The organism is Comamonas badia DSM 17552 (assembly GCF_000484635.1).
Classification (GTDB): domain Bacteria; phylum Pseudomonadota; class Gammaproteobacteria; order Burkholderiales; family Burkholderiaceae_C; genus Comamonas_C; species Comamonas_C badia.
The window spans coordinates 33,067-48,575 of the sequence record NZ_AXVM01000009.1 but is presented as its reverse complement, the minus strand read 5'-3'; the positions used below and the strand labels follow the sequence as shown (position 1 = coordinate 48,575).

General features: G+C 67.2%; 15 protein-coding genes. 7 read left to right on the top strand and 8 right to left on the bottom strand.

Features of this window, described 5'->3' with window-relative positions:
* Positions 1-18: 18 nt before the first annotated feature.
* Positions 19-246: a hypothetical protein gene (locus tag K320_RS0116050; protein ID WP_156914038.1), complete on the top strand. Its 228-nt coding sequence runs from the start codon at positions 19-21 to the stop codon at positions 244-246.
* 6 nt (positions 247-252) lie between these two features.
* On the opposite strand, the gene hrpA is transcribed toward K320_RS0116050, so the two are convergent.
* Positions 253-4,332 (bottom strand): ATP-dependent RNA helicase HrpA, encoded by a 4,080-nt coding sequence (gene hrpA / locus K320_RS0116045; protein ID WP_024539839.1) that lies wholly within the window; start codon positions 4,330-4,332, stop codon positions 253-255.
* An 84-nt stretch (positions 4,333-4,416) separates the two neighbouring features.
* Between hrpA and argA the strand changes: the two genes are divergently transcribed.
* Complete coding sequence (gene argA, locus K320_RS0116040) at positions 4,417-5,763, top strand: amino-acid N-acetyltransferase (RefSeq protein ID WP_024539838.1); 1,347 nt, start codon at positions 4,417-4,419, stop codon at positions 5,761-5,763.
* A 27-nt stretch (positions 5,764-5,790) separates the two neighbouring features.
* On the opposite strand, the gene K320_RS0116035 is transcribed toward argA, so the two are convergent.
* Positions 5,791-6,369 (bottom strand): hypothetical protein, encoded by a 579-nt coding sequence (locus tag K320_RS0116035; protein ID WP_024539837.1) that lies wholly within the window; start codon positions 6,367-6,369, stop codon positions 5,791-5,793.
* Positions 6,370-6,372: 3 nt separating this feature from the next.
* The gene (locus K320_RS0116030) at positions 6,373-7,032 is read right to left on the bottom strand and encodes a thiopurine S-methyltransferase (protein WP_024539836.1); all 660 of its coding nucleotides are present in this window, start codon (positions 7,030-7,032) and stop codon (positions 6,373-6,375) included.
* A 132-nt stretch (positions 7,033-7,164) separates the two neighbouring features.
* On the opposite strand from K320_RS0116030, the gene K320_RS0116025 reads away from it, so the two are divergent.
* From K320_RS0116025 to K320_RS0116010, 4 genes are all read left to right on the top strand, one after another.
* Positions 7,165-7,437, top strand: a complete 273-nt coding sequence (locus K320_RS0116025; RefSeq protein ID WP_024539835.1) for a CDGSH iron-sulfur domain-containing protein — start codon at positions 7,165-7,167, stop codon at positions 7,435-7,437.
* 28 nt (positions 7,438-7,465) lie between these two features.
* Complete coding sequence (locus tag K320_RS0116020; protein WP_024539834.1) at positions 7,466-8,707, top strand: CaiB/BaiF CoA transferase family protein; 1,242 nt, start codon at positions 7,466-7,468, stop codon at positions 8,705-8,707.
* Between the two features lie 90 nt (positions 8,708-8,797).
* Positions 8,798-9,325, top strand: a complete 528-nt coding sequence (locus K320_RS0116015; RefSeq protein ID WP_156914036.1) for a hypothetical protein — start codon at positions 8,798-8,800, stop codon at positions 9,323-9,325.
* Between the two features lie 16 nt (positions 9,326-9,341).
* On the top strand, positions 9,342-9,995 hold the full coding sequence (locus K320_RS0116010) for a DUF4124 domain-containing protein (RefSeq protein WP_024539832.1): 654 nt from the start codon (positions 9,342-9,344) through the stop codon (positions 9,993-9,995).
* On the opposite strand, the gene K320_RS0116005 is transcribed toward K320_RS0116010, so the two are convergent.
* On the bottom strand, positions 9,983-10,915 hold the full coding sequence (locus K320_RS0116005; RefSeq protein ID WP_024539831.1) for an NAD-dependent epimerase/dehydratase family protein: 933 nt from the start codon (positions 10,913-10,915) through the stop codon (positions 9,983-9,985). The two genes, K320_RS0116010 and K320_RS0116005, sit on opposite strands and share 13 nt — an antisense overlap.
* Positions 10,916-10,960: 45 nt before the next feature.
* Here K320_RS0116005 and K320_RS0116000 point away from each other — a divergent pair, with 45 nt between their 5' ends.
* On the top strand, positions 10,961-12,013 hold the full coding sequence (locus tag K320_RS0116000) for a CDP-6-deoxy-delta-3,4-glucoseen reductase (RefSeq protein WP_024539830.1): 1,053 nt from the start codon (positions 10,961-10,963) through the stop codon (positions 12,011-12,013).
* A gap of 9 nt (positions 12,014-12,022) precedes the next feature.
* On the opposite strand, the gene folK is transcribed toward K320_RS0116000, so the two are convergent.
* From folK to hda, 4 genes are read right to left on the bottom strand one after another with little or no spacing between them, the layout of a single operon-like run.
* Positions 12,023-12,523, bottom strand: coding sequence for a 2-amino-4-hydroxy-6-hydroxymethyldihydropteridine diphosphokinase (gene folK / locus K320_RS0115995; RefSeq protein WP_024539829.1), 501 nt, complete (start codon positions 12,521-12,523; stop codon positions 12,023-12,025).
* A complete protein-coding gene (gene pcnB / locus K320_RS0115990) occupies positions 12,520-14,061 on the bottom strand; it encodes a polynucleotide adenylyltransferase PcnB (protein ID WP_024539828.1) in 1,542 nt (513 codons plus the stop codon). Before pcnB ends, folK begins: the two co-directional genes overlap by 4 nt.
* The gene (locus tag K320_RS0115985) at positions 14,058-14,768 is read right to left on the bottom strand and encodes a histidinol-phosphatase (protein WP_024539827.1); all 711 of its coding nucleotides are present in this window, start codon (positions 14,766-14,768) and stop codon (positions 14,058-14,060) included. Before K320_RS0115985 ends, pcnB begins: the two co-directional genes overlap by 4 nt.
* Entirely contained in the window at positions 14,765-15,472 is a 708-nt protein-coding gene (gene hda / locus K320_RS0115980) for a DnaA regulatory inactivator Hda (RefSeq protein ID WP_024539826.1), read from the bottom strand. Before hda ends, K320_RS0115985 begins: the two co-directional genes overlap by 4 nt.
* Positions 15,473-15,509 lie beyond the last annotated feature (37 nt).

Here is a 15,509-nt window from a genome sequence, read left to right as displayed (position 1 = left end):
TACCCAATGGAGTTTCACATGCAGTCTGCCCAGCGCCCGCTTCCTCTTTTCCCCACACCCTCTGAAGGCAAGGTCATCACCCTGCGGCCCATGCCGCAGCGGCGCCGGCCGCGCCAGGAATACGCCAACACCCACCCCTCGCTGCGCCTCATCGTCAACCGCGCCCCCGACGGTTCCTGCAAGCTGGTTGCATCGGGGCGCATGGCCGACGTCTGCGCCGAACTCAACCGGCTCGCGCTGGCGTGATGGCGCTCACGTAATCAGCTGCGCCCAGATCTTGTCCAGGCGCTTGCTGCTCACCGGGTAAGGCGTGCGCAGCTCCTGGGCGAAGAAGCTCACGCGCAGCTCCTGCAGCATCCAGCGGTATTCCTGCATGCGCGCGTCCTGCTGGCCCTTGCGTTCCGCCACCAGGCGCCAGTAGCGCTGTTCCAGCGGCTGCAATTCCTTGCATTTAGCCGCGTCGCGGGCCGGGTCGGCGCGGACTTTGTCCAGGCGCACGGTGATGGCCTTCAAGTAGCGCGCAAAGTGCTGCAGCTGCGCCCAGGGCGCCTGGGTGATGAAGTCCTTTGGCATCAATGTTTGTAGCTGCTTGCCCGCATCCTGCGTGGCTTCCGGCGCATTTTTAGTGTCTTTTATCTTGCGCTGCGCGGCGGCGTATTCGGTGAGGATCACGCCGGCCAGGCGCGCCACCTCGTTCGCAATCAAGGTCAGCCGCCCACGGCCGTCCTGCACACGTTGCTTGAACTGCGCCTCGTCCTGCGGCAGCGGCTCCTGCAGAAAGGCGCGCTCCATGGCGACGTCGATGACTTGCGCGCGCAACTCCTCCTGCGTGCCCAGTGGCATATAGGCCACGGCCATTTTTTGCAGGTCGGGAATGTTCTTTTCCAGGTATTTCAGCGCGTCCTTGATCTGCAGGGCACACAGGCGGCGCAGGCCCAGGCGGTGCTTGGCGGCTGCCACCTCGGGCTCGTCAAAGACTTCGATAGTCACGGCGTCACCCTGGTCGGTGAGGGCCGGAAAGCCGATCAGCTGGTGCTGGCCTTTTTTCAGCTCCATCAGTTCGGGGAGTTGGCCAAAGCCCCAGCTGGTGTAGCGTTCCCCGGCCTTCACTCGCGGATTTTCTCCCTCCCCCTCTGGGGGAGGGTTGGGGTGGGGACGGCTAGAGGAGGAAGGCACTGCCCCAGGCTGGCCCCCACCCTGCCCTCCCCCAGAGGGGGAGGGTAAAGAAGGTGCAGCCAGCTTCAACTCCGCCAGCGCCTGGAACGCCCCACGCGCCTTGCTGCCCCATTCGGCCTTCAGCGCCGCCAGGTTGCGGCCTTGGCCCAGCTGGCGGCCATGCTCGTCGGTCACGCGCAGGTTCATGAACAGGTGGGCGCTGAGCATGTCCAGCTTGAAGTCGGCACGCTTGATGTCCAGCGAGGTTTCGTCGCGCGCCTGCTTCAAAAGCACGTCCAACAAACCGCCGCGTTCCCAGCGCTCTTCCTGCAGAAACAGCTGCGCCAGACGCTCGGCGTGCTCGGGCAGGGGCACGAAGCGGCTGCGCGGGCGCTGCGGCAGGCTTTTCAAGAGCGCCTGGATCTTCTCCTTGAGCATCCCCGGCACCAGCCATTCGGCGCGCTCCTCGCTCACCTGGTTCAGCACAAAGAGCGGCACCGTCACGGTGAGGCCGTCGCGCGCGTCGCCCGGACTGTGCAGGTAGCTCGCGCTGCAATCCACGCCGCCCAGCTTCACCGTCTTGGGGAATTTGTCGCTGGTGATGCCCGCCGCCTCATGGCGCATCAGCTCGTCTTTGGACAAGCGCAGCAGGTTCGGTTCGGCCTTGGACGCGGCGCGGAACCACTTGTCAAAGCTCGCGCCGCTGTACACAGCCTCGGGAATCGCCTGGTCGTAGAAGGCGTAGATCAGCTCGTCATCGACGAGCACATCCTGGCGCCGGCTCTTGTGCTCCAGGTCTTCCACCTTGCGCACCGTCTTGTGGTTGGCGGCCAGGAAGGGCCAATGCGTCTCCCACTCGCCTTCCACCAGCGCGCGGCGGATGAACAGCTGGCGTGCCTCGACGGGATCGATGCGGCCATAGCTCACGCCGCGCTGGTTGTAGACGACCAGGCCGTAGAGCGTGGCACGCTCATACGCCACGACATCGGCCTGCTTCTTGCTCCAATGCGGGTCGAGCAGCTGCTTTCTGAGCAGATGCGCGCCCACCTCCTCCAGCCATTGCGGCTCGATGGCGGCAATGCCCCGACCATACAGGCGGGACGTCTCCACCTGCTCGGCGGCGACGATCCAGCGCCCCGGTTTTTTGCTCAGGTGCGCGCCCGGGTGCGGGTGGAACTTGATGCCGTGCGCGCCGAGATAGGCCTCGCTTTCCTCGCCCTTGAAGCCGATGTTGCCCAACAGGCCCGAGAGCATGGACAGGTGGACGGCCTCATAGCCGGCGGGCTGCGGGTTGAGCGGCCATTGGTGTTCGCGCACCACCGTGAGCAGCTGCGAATGGATGTCGCGCCACTCGCGTACGCGGCGGATGTTCAGGTAGTTCTGGCGCAGCAGCTGCTCCCACTGGCGGTTGCTGAGTTTGTGGTTGTCACCCTCACCCCTGCCCTCGCCCGCAGGCGGGAGAGGGAGTGAACTCCCCGCGCCCTGGCTGTTGCCCCCTCTCCCTCTGGGAGAGGGTTGGGGTGAGGGCTGAGCGCCCGACGCACGCTTGGCCACCGGCAAAAACGCCTGCGCCCGCGCCGACGGCCCTACAGGCGCCGCCATCTCCTTACGGCTGCTGGCCACCACCTTGCCGCCACGCGCATCGTGCAGCCAGTGCCATAGCCGCACATAGCCGCTGAACTCGCTTTTCTCGTCGTCGAACTTGGCGTGCGCCTGGTCGGCCTGGGCCTGCGCCTCCAGCGGCCGGTCGCGCACGTCCTGCACCGACAGGGCCGAGGCGATGACCAGCACCTCGGAAAGAGCCCCGCGCGTGCGCGCCTCCAGAATCATGCGGCCGACGCGCGGATCGAGCGGCAGCCGGGCCAGCTCGCGCCCCATGGGCTGCAGGGCGCCGCGCTCGTCCACCGCGCCCAGCTCTTGCAACAACTGGTAGCCGTCCGCAATCGCCCGGCCCGAGGGCGCCTCCAAAAACGGGAAGTTCACCACGTCGCCCAGGCCCAGGCTCTTCATGCGCAGGATGACGCCGGCGAGCGAACTGCGCAGAATTTCCGGATCCGTAAAGCGGTCGCGCTGGTTGAAGCCCGCCTCGTCGTACAGCCGGATGCAGATGCCGTTGGCCACGCGCCCGCAGCGCCCGGCGCGTTGGTTGGCGGCGGCCTGGCTGATGGGCTCAACCAGCAGTTGCTCCACCTTGCTTCTGAAAGAATAGCGCTTGACGCGCGCCGTGCCTGCGTCAATGACGTATTTGATTCCAGGCACCGTGAGCGAGGTCTCGGCCACGTTGGTCGCCAGCACAATGCGGCGGTTGTGGTGCGCATCAAAAATCCTGTCCTGCTCGGCCTGCGACAGACGCGAGAACAGCGGCAACACCTCGCTGCTGCGCAGCACGGGCGAATGCTGCAGGTGCTTGCGCAAATGGTCGGCCGCCTCGCGGATCTCGCGCTCGCCGGGCAGAAAGATCAGGATGTCGCCACCCGCGCCGCCCGTCCAGAGTTCATCCACGCCGTCGGCAATCGCGTCGTTGAGGTCGAAGTCCTTCTTCTCCTCGAACGGCCGCCAGCGCATCTCCACCGGGTAGGTGCGGCCCGACACCATGATGACCGGCGCATCCTTGCCCTTGGCGTCGGCAAAGTGCCTGGCAAAGCGCTCGGCGTCAATCGTCGCCGAGGTCACCACCAGCTTCAAATCCGGCCGCTGCGGCAGGATCTGGCGCAGATAGCCGAGCAGAAAGTCGATGTTCAGGCTGCGCTCGTGCGCCTCGTCGATGATCAGCGTGTCGTAGGCCTTGAGCAGCGGGTCGGTCTGCGTCTCGGCCAACAGGATGCCGTCGGTCATCAGCTTGACCGAGGCGCCCTTTTGCAGCGTGTCGGCAAAGCGCACCTTGTAGCCCACCACCTCGCCGGGCGGCGTCTTCAGTTCCTCGGCAATCCGCTTGGCGACGCTGCTGGCCGCAATGCGCCGCGGCTGGGTGTGGCCGATCAGCCGGCCGCGCTCGCCTTCCTTTGCGTTGCATTTGCCGCGTCCCAGGGCCAGCGCTATTTTTGGCAGCTGCGTGGTCTTGCCAGAACCGGTTTCGCCGCAGACGATGATGACCTGGTGCTTGTCCATCGCGGCCATGATTTCGGCGCGGCGGGCGGACACGGGAAGAGATTCGGGAAAAGTGATGGCAAGCGGCATGAAGCGGGCGATTATCCCCATCACCCGCGCCAGCCTTGCGCCGCTACACTGCCGGTTTTTCCGGTCGCCTGCCCTGTCGCCCCCATGTCCGCCGTCTTCAACTTCACCTTCGTGCCGTGGTTTCGCTCGGTCGCGCCCTATATCCACAAGTTCCGCCACCAGGTCTTCGTCGTCGGCCTCACCGGTGAGGCGGTGGCCGCGGGCAAGCTGCAGAACACGGTGCAGGACCTGGCGCTGATCCAGGCCATGGGCGTCAAGATCGTGCTGGTGCACGGCTTTCGCCCGCAGGTGAACGAGCAATTGCGCCTGAAGGGGCACACGCCGCGCCACCACAGGGGCATCCGCGTGACCGATCCGATCGCGCTCGATTGCGCGCAGGAGGCCGCCGGCCAGCTGCGCTATGAGATCGAAGCAGCCTTCAGCCAGGGCCTGCCCAACACGCCCATGGCCGATGCGCGCGTGCGCGTGATTTCGGGCAACTTTCTCACCGCACAGCCCATGGGCATCATCGACGGCGTGGATTTCCAGCACACCGGCAAGGTGCGCAAGGTGGACGTGGAGGGCATACAGCGCGCGCTCGATTCGCAGGCCATGGTGCTGATCTCGCCGTTCGGTTTCTCGCCCACCGGCGAGGCCTTCAACCTGAGCATGGAAGAGGTGGCGACGCGGGTCGCGAGCGAGTTGCAGGCCGACAAACTGCTGTTCCTCACCGAAATTCCCGGCGTACGCGAAAAGCCCCAGGAGCCCGCGGGCGACGACAACCCCATCGATACCGAAATCACCCTGGCCGCCGCCCGCCGCCTGCTGCAGGAACTGCCCGAGCCCGTCGAGCCGACCGATCCGGCCTTCTACCTGACGCGCTGCGTGCAGGCCTGCGAGCACGGTGTCGAGCGCAGCCATATCCTGCCCTTCGGCGTGGATGGTTCGCTGCTGCTGGAAATCTACGTGCACGACGGCATAGGCACGATGGTCATCGACGAAAAGCTCGAAGAACTGCGCGAAGCCACCATCGACGACGTCGGCGGCATCATCCAGCTGATCGAACCCTTCGAGCGCGACGGCACGCTGGTCAAGCGCAACCGCACCGAAATCGAGCGCGACATCACCAGCTACCTGGTGATAGAGCACGACGGCGTGATCTTCGGCTGCGCCGCGCTCTATCCCTACCCCGAGCAGAAAACCGCCGAAATGGCAGCACTCACCGTATCGACCGACAGCCAGGGCACGGGCGATGGCGAAAAACTGCTCAAGCGCATAGAGCAGCGTGCGCGCGACATGGGCCTGGCCAGCATCTTCGTGCTCACCACGCGCACCATGCACTGGTTTCTGAAGCGCGGGTTTTCTCCCGTCGAACCCGACTGGCTGCCCGAGGCGCGCAAGCGCAAGTACAACTGGGACCGCAAGAGCCAGGTGCTGGTCAAGCGCCTTTGAGGGCGCTCGCGCGCGCTCCTGCGCAACTCATTTGAGCAGATCGAACACCCCGCCACCGCTGCCGCGCTCCTCCACAGGCTTGCCGGTGGCCGTGTCCACCGCCCGCAAGAATTCGCGCATGGCGTCCACCGCCTGGCTCTTCACCTCGCCATTGCTTACCGTTTCCTGCACCACCAGGCCGTCGGCCATGACGACCCGCACCCAGCCACCAGCCCGGTAGGCAATGGCATCGATCAGCGACACCGGCGCGTCGAATGCGGTGGCCGGATAATCGCCCGGCGCGGGCTGCTCCCCGGAAGGGAGCATGAGCCGCACCACCTGGTTGCCGCCAAAGTGAAATTCGGCCCTCGCGACGGCCGATTTCTGGTAAGGCACCCCTATCGTCAGCATCGCCACGCCTGCGCGCTTGCTGCTCCAGCGCGCCGTCAGCTGCGGGCAGCGCGGCTGGCCGCACTCCAGCCCGGCCGTCGCGGATACCGCCTGCTTGCTGCCATCCGTGGCCACCGCCTCCTGCGGCGGTGCCAGAGTGGCCGTCGGGCTGGCGCAACCCGCCAGCACCAGGGCCAGTGCGCCCAAACTCCTGCGCGGGTTCAGCGTGATTGCCATGGTTCATCCCCAGCGTTGCAAACCATAAACCGCCGTCGCCATGCTGCTTACGCCACGCGCGGCAAAGCCCGGCTCCTGCGCGAGGATGTCAAGCCGCTCGCGCAACGCGACATCCCAGCTGCCTGCGTAGCGCGCGCGCACTTCGGGCTCCAGCACGGCAAAGGGCGGACCATCCATCTCGCTCTGCGCATACTCCAGCGTGAGCAGCAAGCCGCGGCAACCGGCAGGCAGGCGCGCCATCAATCCATCCACGTAGCCTGCGCGCATCGCCGGCGGCAGCGCGATCAGGGCAGCCCGGTCGTACACCGCCGCGCAATCGGCGAGCACAGCGGCATCCAGACCGAAGGCATCACCGCAGATGAGTTCGATGGCGCCCGCGCTGTAGTGCGTGCCGTAGCGGCTTTCATGCAATCGCGGCTGCCAGCCATGGTCGGCAAAAAACTGCCGCACCGCGACCGGCGAGAGTTCCACGCCCAGCACCGCGTGGCCCTGCTCGGCAAGCCAAGCCATGTCCAGCGATTTGCCCGCCAGCGGCACAAACACCTTGCTGCCACGCGCCAGGCCCAGTTGCGGCCAATGTTTCTGCAGCAGCGGCGAAACCAGCGGCTGGTGAAAGCCGGTACGCCCGTCGCGCCAGCGTTCCAGCCAGAATCCATGCTCCATGCCCTATCCCCAGTGATCCAGTGCGGGCAGTGTAATGAACGCACGGCACTCGGAATTGACGGCAGGTGCTGACGCAAGACCAAAAACTTGGCAAGATGCCAGCCGTTTCAACCATTTTCAACGGAGACATCCATGAGCAAACCCGTCGTCGCAGCCAATGCCCCCATCAAAGTCGCACTGGAGGCTGGCAAGTCCTACCACTGGTGCCGCTGCGGCCTGTCCAAGCGCCAGCCGTTCTGCGATGGTTCGCACCGCGCGACCGACATCACGCCGCTGGCCTTCACCGCCGACAAAACCGGTGACGCCTGGCTATGCCAGTGCAAGCAGACGCACAACGCGCCGAACTGCGACGGCACGCACAAGCGCGTTCCGGCAGACATGGTCGGCAAGGAATTCACGCTGTAGATCCGGCAGCCGCCAGATTCCCGCGGACATGCAAGCGTCCAGTGACGCAGCACTCGCCGGCATCAAGGTGCTGGATCTGTCGCGCGTGCTGGCAGGCCCCTGGTGCACGCAGATTCTGGCCGACCTGGGTGCCGATGTCGTCAAAATCGAGCGCCCCGGCAGCGGCGACGACACACGCCACTGGGGGCCACCTTTTCTGCAGACGGCCGATGGTGAAGACACCGACCAGGCCAGCTACTTCACCGCCTGCAACCGCAACAAGCGCTCGGTCACGCTGGACATGGCCCGCCCCGAAGGCCAGGCGCTGCTGCAGCGCATTGCGGCCGAGGTGGATGTCGTGGTCGAGAACTTCAAGGTGGGGGGTCTGGCCCGCTACGGGCTGGACTACGGCAGCCTGAAGGCCGCCAACCCGCGGCTCATCTATTGCTCCGTCACCGGTTTCGGGCAAAACGGCCCCTATGCCGAGCGCGCGGGCTACGACCTCATGGTCCAGGCCCTGAGCGGGCTGATGAGCGTCACCGGCCATGCCGATGGCAAACCCGGCGGCGGGCCCCTGAGGGTCGGCGTGGCCGTCATCGACATCTTCACCGGCCTGTACGCCAGCAACGCCATCCTTGCCGCCCTGCACGCACGCGAACGCACGGGCGAGGGGCAATACATCGACACGGCGCTGCTGGACGTGGGCATGGCGGTGCTGGCCAACCAGGCGGCCGGCTTTCTGGCGACCGGGAACAGCCCGATGCGCGCCGGCAACAACCACCCCAGCCTGGCGCCCTACCAGGATTTCGCCACGCGCGACGGCCAGGTGCTGCTGGCAATCGGCAATGACGGGCAGTTCAGCCGCTTCTGCAACGCCATCGACCGGCCCGAATGGGCGCGCGATGAGCGCTTTGCCACCAATACCGCCCGCGTGCACCACCGCAGCGCGCTGCTGGCGCTGATGGAGCCGGTATTGCGCGAACGCAGTACCGGCGAGTGGATTACCCTGCTGCACGACAAAGCCGTGCCCTGCGGCCCGATCAACACCATCGCGCAGGCGTTTGAAGACCCACAGGTGCGCGCCCGCGGCCTGCGCGTCGAACTCACACGCAAGGCCGGCGACGGCATACCGCAGATCGGGACTGTCGCAAGTCCGCTGCGGCTGTCGAAAACGCCGGTCCGCTACCGCGGCGCCCCACCCGCGCTGGGGCAGCACACCGAAGAGGTGCTGCGCGAGTGGGGCTTGTCGGAGCACGACATAGAGGCCTTGCGCGCCAGTGGTACCGTATGACCCATGCGCCCCTGCGGCGCCACGAGGTAAAGAACAGGTAAAACGGCGCCATGCCGTCAACCTTATGCGACAACCAGGCGTCACAACTGCATGCACGGATTTTTTGCCCACCCTGCCCTTCGTCCGCTGATGGCCGCCTGCGGCTTTGCGGCCGCGCTGCTGGCGGCGGGCTGCGCCGTGCCCGTGGCCGATCCCTATGGCTACGACGCCTATGGCTATGGCGGCCCGGCGTATCCGCCTGCGCCCTACATCAGCCCGGCGGAACCTGCGTATGTGTACGGAGCGCCTCCGCTGTTCCTCGGCGGTCAGATATGGATCGACTCTGGCCACGGGCGCGATCGGCGCGGATGGCGCAACCCGGGCAGGCACCGTCCAGACTGGCAACGGCCGCAGTGGCAGCACGACCGCCCTGGCAGCAACGCCCAGCCACGTCCGCACGAGCACCAGCGATCTCCGTTCGCGGGTGAGCAAGGCAGGCGCTGGCGGCAGTTCTCGCCAGACACCATGCCAAGGCCGCATGCGCAGGGCCGAGACCGCGCCGATCGCTCCCCGCCGGCATGGCGCGGCCGCGGGGGCCAGGGGGAAGGCGGCGGTGGACCCGGACGCGGCCACCGCTGAGTACGCCCTTCCTGCCATGCCCGCCCGATTTTTCGCCCCGAACGCTGCCCTGCTGCTTGCCGCATGCCTGTGGGCTGGTTCCGCCGCGGCCCAGGTCATGCGCTGCAGCGACCCGGCGACGGGAAAAATCACCTACACCGATGGCGACTGCGCCGCAGGGCAAGCGCGCAAGGAAGTGGCACCGCGCCAGACCACCGAAGACATCCAGCGCGAGCGCGATCAGGCACAGGAGGCCTTGCGGCTCAAGCGAGAGCGGCGTGCGCTGGAAGCGGCGCAAGCCAGCCCGGCGCCCGTGGACAGGCCCCGGCAGGACGCCGACACGCAGCGCGCACCCGATCCGGCCCAGTCTGCCGAATGCGCACAGGCGCGCCAGAGCCTGAAAGCCGCCCTGGCCCGCGATCCGTCGCTCTACGACACGAACACCCGCATCCACAGCGCCCAGCGCAACGAGGAACTGGCCTGCCTCACGCCGGTGGAAATCGCCCGCCTGCAGCGCGACCGCGAGCAGCGCTCGATCTACGGGAACCCGGGCTTCATCCCGCCCGTCGTCATCGTGCCGCCACTGCGCCCCCATCACCCGCACCACACCCAGCCCAGGCCCAAGCCGGAAATGGTGCAGTGCAACGTCTTTCGCTGCTACGACCAGCAGGGCAACAGCTATCCGCGCTGACCCTGCGCAGTTGCGGCCAGGCCTTCCCGTACGGTCGGGTAGCGCAGCCGCAGGCGCAATTCCTGCCGCAGGCGCCGCGTGACCATGCGCCGCGATTCCCCCAGAAAGCTCAGCATGGCGGGCGTGAGTTCCCGCTGTGCCCGGGCGCGTGCGATGCGCGGCAGGCGCGGCAAACCGTAGCCATCGGCAGCCAGATCAAAGTAGTCGCCCATCAGCAGGCTGCTGTCATCGGCCACATTGCAGACGCGCTGCGGCCGTGCCCGCCAGAGCGCCAGCACACAGGCGCGCGCCAGGTCGTCGGCGTGGATATGGCTCACATACACATCGTCTTCCTGCCGCAGCAGGGGCGTGCCGCGCAGCAGCCGCTCGCGCGGCGCTCCACCGGGGCGGTCCGCGGCGTAGATGCCCGGCACGCGCAGCAGGGCCACGCGCACGCCCTGCCGGCCCAGTGCGCGCAGCGTGGCTTCGGCATCCACGCGCCGGCGGGCGCGCTCGGACGCTGGCGCCGGCATCCGGGTTTCATCCACCCAGGCACCGCCACAGTCGCCATAGACGCCGGTGGTTGAGATGTAGGCCAGTGTCCGAGGCAGGCGGCGCCGCGCCAGTGCCCGCGCCAGCGCCTGGGTGCGCGGATCAACCACGCCCCTGGGCGGCGGCGGCGCCAGGTGCAGCACCCGCGTGGCCAACCCTGCCAGGCGAGCCAGCGTGGCTGCGTCATCCAGATTGCCGAGCACAGGCACGATTCCCGCCGCGCGCAGCGCAGCGATACGGTCGGGCGAGGAGGTCAATGCCATCAGACGGACGCCGCGGCCCAGCGCCTTGGCAGCGCGCAGCCCCACATCGCCGCAGCCGACGATGAGCACGCGCTGGCGGCGAAAACGCGCCGGCAGAGCGCCCAGGGGATAAAGGTTGGAAGGCACAATCAGCGTCTATCCGTTTCACGCATGCAGGAGCATACCCAGCCCATGTCCGGTTCCGACAGCCCGTTCAACGTCACCGTCCAGCCCAGCGGCCGCACCTTCGCGGTCGAGCCCGGAGAAACCATTCTGGCCGCAGCCATCCGCCAGGGCGTCGGCATGCCCTATGGCTGCCGCGACGGCGCCTGCGGCTCCTGCAAATGCCGCAAGCTCGAAGGCGAGGTGCGCCTGCGCGAGCATCTGGACGATGCGCTCAACGCCCAGGAAGAAGCCCAGGGCATCATCCTTGCCTGCAGCGCCTGGCCGCAGGGCGACGTGGTGATCGAGTCCGATCAGGTCAGCAGCGAAGCGAGCTACCCCATCCGCAAATTCCCGGTGCGCGTGCTGCGCCTCGAACGTCCGGCGCCCGACGTGATCGTGGCGCAGATGATGCTGCCCGCGGGTGACGCCTTCGGCTACCGCGCCGGGCAGTACGTGGATGTGCTGCTCAAGGACGGCTCGCGCCGCTCCTATTCGATGGCCAACGCACCGCACACGCAGGCGACGCAGCGCGGGCTGGAACTGCACATGCGCCACACGCCGGGCGGGCTCTTCACCGAGCAGGCTTTCGCGAGCATGAAGGAAAAGGACATCCTGCGCGTCGAAGGCCCGTTTGGCAGCTTCCATCTGCGCGAAGAAAGCAGCAAGCCCATCATCCTGCTGGCGTCAGGTACGGGTTTTGCGCCCGTCAAGGCGTTGATCGAGCATCTGCAGCACCTGGGCAGCACACGCCCGGCCACCCTGTACTGGGGCGGGCGCCGGCCGCGGGATCTGTACATGGATGCCTGGGTGCGCGAGCGGCTGGTGCAGATGCCCACGCTGCGCTACGTGCCGGTGGTCTCCGACGCGCTGCCCGAAGACGGCTGGAGCGGACGCACCGGGTTTGTGCACCGGGCCGTGCTTGATGATCTGGCTGACCTGTCAGGCCACGAGGTCTACGCCTGTGGCGCACCGGTGGTGGTGAATGCCGCCCGTGCGGATTTCACCGCCCGGCGCGGTCTGCCGGAGGATGCCTTCTTCGCCGATGCCTTCCTGACCGAGGCGGACAAGCACCACGCATGACGGGCACGGCTACCAGCCGCTACCGGCCCAGGCGGACCCTTGCCGTACGCAGCGGATGCGCTGCCCCTGCACCAGGGCAAGCTGCGCAGCGCTGACCCGCTCGGGCGCCAGCTCGCGCAGCGGCAGCAGGACAAACGCGCGCTGCCACATCCGCGGGTGCGGCAGCGTCAGGCGCTCATCACCCAGCTGCAGATCACCCAGCTGCAGATCACCCAGAAGCAGCAAATCCAGGTCCAGCGTGCGCGGCGCATTGCGGTAGGGACGCGTGCGTCCCGCTTCGTTTTCAATAGCTTGCAGCGCCGCCAGCAAAGCGCCAGCAGCCATTTTTGTATCTAATTTGACAACGGCATTGAGGTAATCCGGCCCTTGCGCGTCCACGGGCGCGCTCGCGTAGAGCGAGGAAACCGCCAGCACGCGGCTGTGCGGCCACTGCGCCATGGCCTGTACCGCCGCGCGCAGGCCCGCCTGCGCATCGCCCAGATTGGCACCCAGGCCGATGAAGGCATTCACTCGGGCGCCGCCTCGCCGCCACCCCCGTCTGCCGAGGGCTTGCGGCGGCGGCGCCTGCGCTTCTTCGCCGCCACCTGCAGCGCGCCGTCAGCGCCCTCGGGTGCAGCCGCCGCAGACATCGCGTGCGCGGCGGGCGCCACCGGGGCAGACCGGCGCGGCTGCGCGCGCTGGCGCTGGCGCTGTTCATCGCGCACCTGATCGAGCATGTCCTGGCGGCGCGCATCATCGGCCATGGAGAATTGCTGCCACCAGGCCACCAATTCCTCAGCCACTTCGCCGCTGTCGGCGCGCAGGCGCAGAAAATCAAACCCCGCGCGAAAGCGGATGTGCGCCACCATGCTCAGCGCGCTCTGGCCGGAGCGCTTTTCAAAGCGCGGCTGCATGACCCAGATTTCGCGCATGTCGGCCGCCAGCTTGCCGCGGCCGGAGATGTCGCCGATACGCTGGGCAAACACCTCGTCGATCGCCGCCTGCAGCGCCGGAAAGGCATGCTCGCCCCGTCCCTGGTGGCGCTCCCAGCCCGCCTTCACATCCGGCCAGAGCACGCAGGAGAGCAGAAAGCTCGGCGCCACCGCCTTGCCTTCGCCCACGCGCCTGTCGGTGTCGAGCAGCACCGCATGCACCAGCGGCAGCTCGGCGCGCTCCACCACCACGTCCAGCAGCGGGTAGATGCCGCGTTCCAGCCCCAGCTTGCGCAACTGCTCCACCGAAGCCAGCGCATGCCCGGTCTGCAGCAGCTTGAGCATCTCGTCGAACAAACGGCTTTGCGGAATGTCGCGCAGCAGCGGCTCGCACGCCACCAGCGGTTTGGCGGTGCGCGGCTCCAGCGTGAAGCCGCGCACGCCCAGCTTGGCGGCAAAGCGCGCGGCGCGGATGATGCGCACCGGGTCTTCGTGAAAGCGCGTGGCCGGATCGCCGATCATGCGCAGCACGCGCTTGTGCGCGTCCTGGATGCCCTTGTGGTAGTCCACCACGATCTGCGTTTCCGGGTCGTAATAAAGCGCGTTGACGGTGAAATCGCGCCGCGCGGCGTCTTCTTCCTGCGGCCCCCAGACGTTGTCGCGCAGCACGCGGCCACTGGCATCCACCGCATGGCGCAGCCCAGCGAGCTCGGCCTTGCCGGTTTTCTCGTTGCCCCGCACCTGCTCCGCCGCCGCGTTGTCCAGATAGGCGCGAAACGTCGATACCTCGATCACCTCATGCTCGCGCCCGCGGCCGTGCACCACATGCACGATGCGAAAACGCCGGCCGATGATGAAGGCACGCCGGAACAGCCCCTTGACCTGCTCGGGCGTGGCGTTGGTCGCCACGTCGAAGTCCTTGGGCTTGAGGCCCAGCAGCAGATCGCGCACCGCGCCGCCGACGATGTAGGCCTCAAAGCCCGCCTGCTTGAGCGTGCGCACCACTTCTGCCGCGCGCTTGTCCACCAGCGCCGGATCGATGTGGTGCACGCTCTCGGGCACTTCTTCGCGCCTGCCGAAGGGGTTTTTGCTGCCGGTGCGCTTGCCCAGCAATTTGTCGATGAAGGTCTTGATCATGGAGTAGGTGGTTCGGCAAACAGATCCAGCACGGGCCAGCCGCGCGCATGCGCCAGGGCGCGCAGCTCGTCTCCGGGGTTGGTGGCGACGGGGTGATCGACCAGCTGCAGCAGCGACAGGTCGTTCATGGAATCGCTGTAGAAAGTGGATTCGCAGTGCTCCAGCGCCATGCCGCGCCCGGCCAGCCACTGGCGCAGGCGCACGACCTTGCCCTCGCGCATCGACGGCACGCCGCGGATTTCGCCGGTGATCCAGCCATCGGCGCCACGCTCCAATTCAATTGCTATCAAATTGGCAACATTTAACGCTTGTGCAATGGGCGCCGTGACGAATTCGTTGGTGGCCGTGATGATGACGACCAGGTCGCCCGCGTCGCGGTGTTTTTGCAGCAAGGCCAGTGCCTGCGGGCGTATGGCTGGTGCTATCACCTCGCGCATGAAGCGCGCGTGGGCAGCGCGCGCAGCGCCAGGGCCCTGCCGGCGCAGCGCCTGCGTCGCAAAACGCACGTAATCGTGAACATCCAGGCTGCCGCGCTGGTAATCGGCAAAGAATGCTTCATTGCGCCGCCCGAAATCGCCGCGGTCGCACCAGCCTTCGCGGATCGTGAACTCGCCCCATTCATAGTCGGAATCCAGCGGCAGCAAGGTATGGTCAAGATCAAACAAGGCCAGACGGGGCTGCGCGCCACGGCCATCGCGCTGCGTCATGCAAGCTCCGCCACGTCAGGCGCCTCGTTCAGCATCGCACGCACCAGCGGGATGGTGACCGCCCGCCGGGCTTGCAAGGCAAAGTGGTCCAACGCCCGCAGCATCTGCGCCAGGCTGCCCATGTCGCGCGCAAAGCGCACCAGCATGAAATCCAGCACCTCGTCGGGCAAGGCGATGCCACGCTCCTGGGCCTGCTGGCGCAGCACATGGCGGCATCCCACCTCGTCCAGAGGCTGAAGCTGAAACACCTGCCCCCAGCCCAAGCGGCTGCGCAGGTCGTCGCGCAGCGGCAGGTCCGCCGGCGGCAAGGCGCCTGCGGCCAGGACCCAGCGCGCGCTGCCGGCCTGCGGGTGGGTGGCATTGACGAACCAGTTGAACGCCGCTTCCTGCAGTGCCTCGTCGTACCGATGCACGTCGTCCATGGCGACGGCATCCCAGCCATCGTCGAAACCACCCGGGGCGCCCGATGCGGCATCCATCCAGCCCACCCTGGCGCCCTGCTGCTGCAGCGCCAGGACGCTGGCCCGCAGCAGATGCGATTTGCCGCAGCCCCGGCCGCCCCACAGGTACACCGGCGCTTGCGCCCGGCCCTCGCGGCACAGCCCCTCGTGCAGGCACTGCAGCGCCTGCCCATTGCCATCGGCGAGAAAATTGCCCAGCGTGGGGCCGGCAGGCAGCCCGATATCGAGCGCCAACTGTTTCATGGAGCAAACCGGACGGCGTTGGAAGACAAGAGGGTGT

Bases quoted from the DNA above. Each gene is read 5' to 3' on its own strand.
- K320_RS0116050 (WP_156914038.1), top strand. From the start codon at position 19: ATGCAGTCTGCCCAGCGCCCGCTTCCTCTTTTCCCCACACCCTCTGAA.
- hrpA (WP_024539839.1), bottom strand. From the start codon at position 4,332: ATGCCGCTTGCCATCACTTTTCCCGAATCTCTTCCCGTGTCCGCCCGC.
- argA (WP_024539838.1), top strand. From the start codon at position 4,417: ATGTCCGCCGTCTTCAACTTCACCTTCGTGCCGTGGTTTCGCTCGGTC.
- K320_RS0116035 (WP_024539837.1), bottom strand. From the start codon at position 6,369: ATGGCAATCACGCTGAACCCGCGCAGGAGTTTGGGCGCACTGGCCCTG.
- K320_RS0116030 (WP_024539836.1), bottom strand. From the start codon at position 7,032: ATGGAGCATGGATTCTGGCTGGAACGCTGGCGCGACGGGCGTACCGGC.
- K320_RS0116025 (WP_024539835.1), top strand. From the start codon at position 7,165: ATGAGCAAACCCGTCGTCGCAGCCAATGCCCCCATCAAAGTCGCACTG.
- K320_RS0116020 (WP_024539834.1), top strand. From the start codon at position 7,466: ATGCAAGCGTCCAGTGACGCAGCACTCGCCGGCATCAAGGTGCTGGAT.
- K320_RS0116015 (WP_156914036.1), top strand. From the start codon at position 8,798: ATGCACGGATTTTTTGCCCACCCTGCCCTTCGTCCGCTGATGGCCGCC.
- K320_RS0116010 (WP_024539832.1), top strand. From the start codon at position 9,342: ATGCCCGCCCGATTTTTCGCCCCGAACGCTGCCCTGCTGCTTGCCGCA.
- K320_RS0116000 (WP_024539830.1), top strand. From the start codon at position 10,961: ATGTCCGGTTCCGACAGCCCGTTCAACGTCACCGTCCAGCCCAGCGGC.
- pcnB (WP_024539828.1), bottom strand. From the start codon at position 14,061: ATGATCAAGACCTTCATCGACAAATTGCTGGGCAAGCGCACCGGCAGC.
- K320_RS0115985 (WP_024539827.1), bottom strand. From the start codon at position 14,768: ATGACGCAGCGCGATGGCCGTGGCGCGCAGCCCCGTCTGGCCTTGTTT.
- hda (WP_024539826.1), bottom strand. From the start codon at position 15,472: ATGAAACAGTTGGCGCTCGATATCGGGCTGCCTGCCGGCCCCACGCTG.